The following is a 6,015-nucleotide window of genomic DNA, read 5'->3' as shown; positions in this document are numbered from 1 at the left end:
CTCTCTAAAATCAACGCTAGCTTCTTCATAAACCCGCTTGGTGACACGCGCATTCGGCGCATCTTTTTAACAGCGGAACGTTTTGTTGTTCCACCGTCTTACCCCGCACAAACCGCATCTGGGCCCGCAAGGTGGTGTAAAACCTATACTTTTATCACACCTCGGTTAAAATTGGACGTTTGCAGCCTTTCACATTAGGCGCCTAAATAGTTAGACTATAGTGCCCTGGGTTATCTGAGCGCAATGGGCATGACGTTGATTAAAAAGATTGAATTTGTAACGGTCGCACCGTTAGGCGCAGTTCGCGAAATTCTGAAAATGTAGCACTATCTTCTGGCACTGGCAGCGGTGACGCTTTAAAAACGGCTACGCGAGCGGAACGGTCCAGGACTGAGTCGCCGCTGCTTCGCACGGTTTCTACGCCAAAAACAGCTCCGCTAGGAGCCAATCGAATCAACAAAATGCAAGACAAATTTTTATTTGCGCTTTCAGGCACAATCCATTGTTGTTGAATCGCTCGGATAATTTGCGCTTTATATTGATTCAGGATGACTTGCATTTGAGCAGCGCGTGTTTTGACAATTTGCATTTTTTCCTTCTGTACCTCTTGTTGCAATAATTTTTCTTGTAATTCCTGCTGTTTGGCGACTAACTGATTTTGCTTGGCTTCTCGTTGTTTTTTTAATGCGAGAATATTTTTTTTCTCCAGTGCTTTCTTTTCGGCTTCGCGTTTTAATTGCAATTGCCGAGCTTTTAAAGCGGCTAAGTGTTTTTGTGCTATTATTTGCTGTTTTTTTAAAGCTAACTTTCGTTTCTGTTCTTGACGATAGGCTTCCAAAGCCGCTCGCTTTTTTTCTTGTTTTATTTGCTTAGTTTGATTATAAATGGCAGTTTGGCTCACAGCTATCGCTCGAATGATTTTGATGGACCGATTAAAATTACTTGTTCTATAAGTTTCTGAGGAGGATAAATTAGAAATAAGCGCTAGTAATAATACGACGTGCAAAAAAATAGAAATACCAATGGCAACACGATAAGGCGTTGGTATTTTTATCATGGATTTTTTCCTAGTAATTTTCTGAAAACATTTAATACTCGTATTATTGCTGTAGTTCTTTTTTCTCTCTTCCACTATTCCTCTCCCGCAAGCGGGAGAGGAATAGTGGAAGAGAGACGCTGAGGTTTTTACAACTCTTTAGTGCAATCCAAATTCTTTTTCTAAAGTCCTAATACTGGAAATACTTTTTCAAATTCTCAAGTACTTGTTGTAATAAATTCCCATCTAACTGCGCACCATATTTAGGATGTCCGTTAAGGTAATTTATCACATAATCACCATCAGGATAAATGCACGTCACTTGAGTTTTCGTCACGACAGGATAATCGCCGTAACTTCCCGCAATTAAACGAGGTCGAGTTTCATTAGAGAATAATGAACGTCCAAGCGTGTAATCTGCCAGGGAATTTTGACAACCAAAGATTTCTCTCATTAAAGTAGGCACAATAGCATAATGCATTGTAAAATAGGAATAAATTTGTGGTGTTTTCCCCGGCCAGCAAACTAACAGAGGGAGGTTTAGTTAATAAGTGGTATAAGCACTGGCATGGACACAATAACCTATACGCTCATCATTAAGCTGTTCGCAATAATTATGCACCGCATCGTAAAAAAGAAAAATGACATAATCGATGTAACTATTCGTAATCAGAAAGGGCCGATGGTCTTTCTTGAGTATCGGTGTGCCAACGCTGTAATCAGTCGTTGGATTTTTGTAACCCAACGCATTCTGCATTAGAGTTGGTACAATATCGTAATGGCTCGTTCGATAATTGAAGACTTGCGGCTTTCTTCCGGGCCAGTAAATTATCATCGGCGTATGAATTTGCCATGTATATAGTCGCTCGTGTGTCCCCAATAATTTTGGTGACTTTTATTAAATTCTTCAGCATGATCAGCCGTGATGATGACAATTGTATTTTTTAATACGTGATGCGTTTTTAATGTTTGCAATACTTGACCTGTCAATGCATCGTCAAAATGGCCGGCATTTCGATAGCGACTTAAAAAGGGAGTGGGTTGGTATTATTATTTTTAATAATAACCGGTTACACACTTTGACAGCCGGTTGAAAGGGCTGCGGGTAATTCACTGACGATTCCCAATAATTATGGGTTTCATCATATAAAAACGAAGCTAAAAAAGGACGATCCGGATCTCGGTGATTAATGAAATTTTTAAACTCATGCGTGATGCGTCGGTCGCGATCAAAAGATTCAGCGCCTGGCGTATTAATCTGTAAATTTTTAACTTCACGAAACACTGTTTGATCAAAGGCCGGATAATGTAAGGAAGCGCTGCGAAAAATTCCCATTTGGTAATGATCCTGCAACAATTGATGAATAAACACGGGCGAACGATTCTGCGCTAATACCGCTGACCAATAATTAGCAGGAATGCTATAAAATAGCGAAAATATTCCCGCCCGAGTGCAATTACCCCCACTAAAATTATTTTTAAACACCCATGCTTTTTTAGAAAAATTATAAATATTCAGAGTGACCTCGGGATTTAACATATCTAACCGCCAAGCGTCCAAGGCAAATAACACAATATATTAATATAGCTTCTGCGGAAATCGACATTGCAATGGATGTAACGGATAATTTAGTGATTTGACCACTTGCGAATTTTGTACGAAATAACCATCATCTCGCGTTTGCAATTTTAATTCGGAATTTTTGCCCGGTAAAAAAAACCAAGAACGGTGTTGTAATAGGGAATGACCTGTGACTCCATTACCAAAACGTGATCATTGCTTTTCGAAGAACTCGCGTCTTCCGTAACCGCCATGCTGCTGTTTAAGATTAATGTATAAGACAAAAATAAACAGGCCGCAAAACCACGCCCATCATCCCGCCATTCAACTTGGGCCTTATGACAAACTTTACGCCAAACGATAAACGCAATGAGTCCTCCTAAAACTATTATTAACGCAAGGAAAGCGATGCTTGCCCATTCCATCCAAGATAATTCGAGAACCTACGTAAACACTCCTGCACGAATGATCTGCCAAACGACGCCGGCAAGGTGGTAATGATAAAGATGGTGGATAATCGCATCAGCAATTAAAAAAGTGCGGCGGCGGAAGCCATTAATACACCTACCCAAAAGGCGTGGCCCGGCGAGGAATGCATGAAATGAGAAGGAGGACAGGGATAACACAAAAAAGCGACTAGAGCCAATTGCCCCAATAAACCTGTTAGCATAAACACCCACCCTAAAATAACGCCGGTTCAGGTCGTCAGACGGATATTATTAAATTAGGTAAATAAAGAAGATAATTGAGCCCAATAAGAAAATAAAGAAAAGTATTCGCAACGAAAAACCACCTGCTCTAACGGTAGAGTTGCCGTCTGCTTGCAGCTTGATTCGCCATAATGGGCAAGAATAATCCAATAACCTTAAGAAAATATTAAAGAGGCGAGCTAGTTGGGCATTTAAATTTATGCTAAATTTAACTTAGTCCCCTACCAAGAGAAAAATATGAACAAGAATTCGGAGGGACCACTATGAAAAAATTATTTACAATCATAATGACGCTGTTCTTTGTAGGTGGTTTAGCTGCTTGCCAACAACAAGATCGTAGTACGCCTGATAGACAAAAGGTGTTTGTTGTTACCACGCCCCATCCCGACGATCAGAAAAAAGATAATATGTAACGAAACGATAGGCAATCGGGCAGTGATAATTCGAGTACGTATTAATACGATTCAATGCCTCAGTATGAAAGAAATCTCGGCCGTTGTTGATGTCCAATATTTCTTCACCTAAACACAGAAAGGACATTTTCAAGGGATACATCCTCGGCTTGTCTACTTTTACGTGCTTTATATTCAACGATACCACGATCTAAACCCGACTCCCTAATCACCAATCGGTGAGGAATGCCGATTAGGTCCATATCAGCAAACATAACGCCTGGCCGCTCTTTACGATCATCCCATAACACTTCATAACCCGCATCGATTAATTCGTTGTAAAGCTTTTCACAAGCTTCTCGCACGCGATAAGACTTGTGCATATTAACGGGTACGAGTGCAATGAAAAATGGGGCCATTAGCATTGGCCAGATGATGCCCCACTCATCATGATTTTGTTCAATCGCGGCGGCGACGGTACGAGAAATGCCAATGCCGTAACAACCCATTTGAAAGTAACGACTTTTTCCGAACTCATCCACTACCATGGCATTCATTTTTTGACTGTATTTATCGCCAAGCTGAAAAACTTGTCCCACCTCAATGCCATGCGTAAACCGTAACCGCCCTTTGCCATCGGGACTAATATCGCCTTCCACTGCTTTGCGAATATCGGCTACGAAACCCAAGTGCACATCCCGTTCCCAATTTACGTTTATCCAATGGAAATTGTCTTCGTTAGCCCCACAACTAAAATCGGCTAAGTGGGCAGCGTCTCGATCAACAATAAAAGGAATCGGCAAATTAACAGGCCCCAAGGAACCGGAGCCACAGCCAATGGCTTCTCTAATTTCTTTTTCATCGGCGAACTGAAATGGAAAAGCAACACCTGGCAAACGCTGCGCCTTTACATCGTTTAACTCATGGTCCCCGCGTAAGATGAGTGCGATCAACGAAGATTCATCGCCTTTAACAACTAAAGTTTTAACCCATTTTTTAGGCAGAATATTCGCTTTTTCTGCAAGCTGTTTAATAGTTCGAACGCCGGGCGTTGCTATCTTTTTCATTTCAGCGCTAGGCTTCGCTCGCTCGCCCTGGGGCGCTTGTGCAGCAGCTTTTTCAATGTTAGCAGCGTAATCGCTTTCGTCGCTATAGACTACCGTGTCTTCACCAACGTCGGCAATCACTTGAAATTCGTGCGAATAATCGCCCCCAACGGCTCCCGTATCCGCTAATACGGCGCGAAAATTTAATCCCAACCGGGTAAAAATTCGCCTATAAGCATCAAACATTTTTCCATAAGCCGCTTGCATGCCTTTTTCATCGAGATCGAAAGAGTACGCATCTTTCATCAAAAATTCACGTGAACGCATGACCCCAAATCGCGGGCGAATTTCATCACGAAACTTCGTTTGAATTTGGTAAAAATTAAGTGGAAGCTGCTTATAACTTTTCAGTTCCTGACGCGCAATATCGGTAATCACTTCTTCATGCGTAGGACCAAAACAAAACCTATTATCATGTCGATCCATAATCCTTAATAACTCAGCGCCGTAGGCCTCCCACCGACCCGACTCTTGCCACAAACTGGCTGGCTGAACGATAGGCATTAATAATTCCAAAGCGCCAGCGCGGTTCATTTCCTCCCGGACGACATTCACCACTTTCTGCAAAACACGTAAACCTAACGGCAGCCATGTATAAAGACCACTTGCTAACTTTCGCAACATACCCGCACGAATCATTAACTGATGACTCACCAACACCGTATCTGCAGGCGTTTCTTTAATAGTTGCTAAAAAAAATTGACTCACTTTCATAGGCAAAAAAGTTTAGCATAATTTTGCATAATGCACGCCACTTATTGAAATACTCTCGTCCGGCCATCAATTTCCTTTTCATCAATTGCAGTTAAATTGTCATAGCTAGGCTCCTGCCACGGCAAGATCTCTTCTGATGGGTTTTTATCTTCAAAAAAAGAAAGGATCTCTAGAGAAACGCGGAGACGCAGGTTCTATATTTCCGCTTTGCAAATTATAAGCTTGATGAAAATTCTAATGACGGCTGATTGGAAAAATTAAAAGTAAATGAATGATCAGATGAAACAGTTATCGGCGAATTTATACTTTTGAGAATTTTCGTGCCTCATCGTTTCTCTGCCTCATTTTTAGTGATAAAAACCCCATTTAATTACCTCACAAGTCAGTCACAACCATTTCAATTTTAGCCTTCGTCATTCTCGCTCAGGCGGGGAAGCAGGCGGCGCCAAAGGCGCGCCGCCGCTAATGTGTGCACTGCATCCCCGCCTGCGCACCT

The 6,015-nt window shown here is 41.7% G+C and carries 7 protein-coding genes and 2 pseudogenes; 2 read left to right on the top strand and 7 right to left on the bottom strand.

All coding sequences use genetic code 11. The annotated features are described in order from the left end of the window. The coding region (locus FIV31_RS07070; RefSeq protein WP_280124281.1) for a hypothetical protein at positions 1-198 on the top strand (198 nt) is incomplete at its 5' end. Between the two features lie 61 nt (positions 199-259). Here the strand turns inward: FIV31_RS07070 and tolA are convergent. From tolA to FIV31_RS07035, 6 genes and pseudogenes are all read right to left on the bottom strand, one after another. Further along, on the bottom strand, positions 260-1,057 hold the full coding sequence (gene tolA / locus FIV31_RS07065) for a cell envelope integrity protein TolA (protein WP_280124280.1): 798 nt from the start codon (positions 1,055-1,057) through the stop codon (positions 260-262). A gap of 169 nt (positions 1,058-1,226) precedes the next feature. Further along, positions 1,227-1,643, bottom strand: a pseudogene (locus tag FIV31_RS07060) (DUF3413 domain-containing protein); the annotation flags it as partial. 198 nt (positions 1,644-1,841) lie between these two features. Beyond that, positions 1,842-2,011, bottom strand: a pseudogene (locus tag FIV31_RS07050) (sulfatase-like hydrolase/transferase); the annotation flags it as partial. A gap of 22 nt (positions 2,012-2,033) precedes the next feature. Then, positions 2,034-2,609, bottom strand: a complete 576-nt coding sequence (locus FIV31_RS07045; protein WP_280124278.1) for a sulfatase-like hydrolase/transferase — start codon at positions 2,607-2,609, stop codon at positions 2,034-2,036. Between the two features lie 116 nt (positions 2,610-2,725). Then, positions 2,726-3,022 (bottom strand): DUF3413 domain-containing protein, encoded by a 297-nt coding sequence (locus FIV31_RS07040; protein WP_280124277.1) that lies wholly within the window; start codon positions 3,020-3,022, stop codon positions 2,726-2,728. 104 nt (positions 3,023-3,126) lie between these two features. Continuing rightward, positions 3,127-3,267 carry a hypothetical protein gene (locus FIV31_RS07035; RefSeq protein WP_280124276.1) on the bottom strand — a complete coding sequence of 47 codons (141 nt, stop codon included), beginning with the start codon at positions 3,265-3,267 and terminating at the stop codon, positions 3,127-3,129. Between the two features lie 327 nt (positions 3,268-3,594). Between FIV31_RS07035 and FIV31_RS07030 the strand changes: the two genes are divergently transcribed. Next, on the top strand, positions 3,595-3,720 hold the full coding sequence (locus FIV31_RS07030; protein WP_280124275.1) for a hypothetical protein: 126 nt from the start codon (positions 3,595-3,597) through the stop codon (positions 3,718-3,720). Between the two features lie 104 nt (positions 3,721-3,824). On the opposite strand, the gene FIV31_RS07025 is transcribed toward FIV31_RS07030, so the two are convergent. After that, on the bottom strand, positions 3,825-5,525 hold the full coding sequence (locus FIV31_RS07025; protein ID WP_280124274.1) for a proline--tRNA ligase: 1,701 nt from the start codon (positions 5,523-5,525) through the stop codon (positions 3,825-3,827). Positions 5,526-6,015: the final 490 nt, after the last annotated feature.

Source organism: Coxiella endosymbiont of Ornithodoros amblus (genome assembly GCF_019425495.1).
In the GTDB taxonomy this organism is placed as follows: domain Bacteria; phylum Pseudomonadota; class Gammaproteobacteria; order Coxiellales; family Coxiellaceae; genus Coxiella.
The sequence above is the reverse complement of the archived record's forward strand: the minus strand, read 5'-3'. Positions and strand labels throughout refer to the sequence as shown.

What these genes read in the sequence shown, in the direction of transcription:
- tolA (WP_280124280.1), bottom strand. Translation starts at nt 1,057, where the DNA reads ATGATAAAAATACCAACGCCTTATCGTGTTGCCATTGGTATTTCTATT.
- FIV31_RS07040 (WP_280124277.1), bottom strand. Translation starts at nt 3,022, where the DNA reads ATGGAATGGGCAAGCATCGCTTTCCTTGCGTTAATAATAGTTTTAGGA.
- FIV31_RS07035 (WP_280124276.1), bottom strand. Translation starts at nt 3,267, where the DNA reads ATGCTAACAGGTTTATTGGGGCAATTGGCTCTAGTCGCTTTTTTGTGT.
- FIV31_RS07030 (WP_280124275.1), top strand. Translation starts at nt 3,595, where the DNA reads ATGACGCTGTTCTTTGTAGGTGGTTTAGCTGCTTGCCAACAACAAGAT.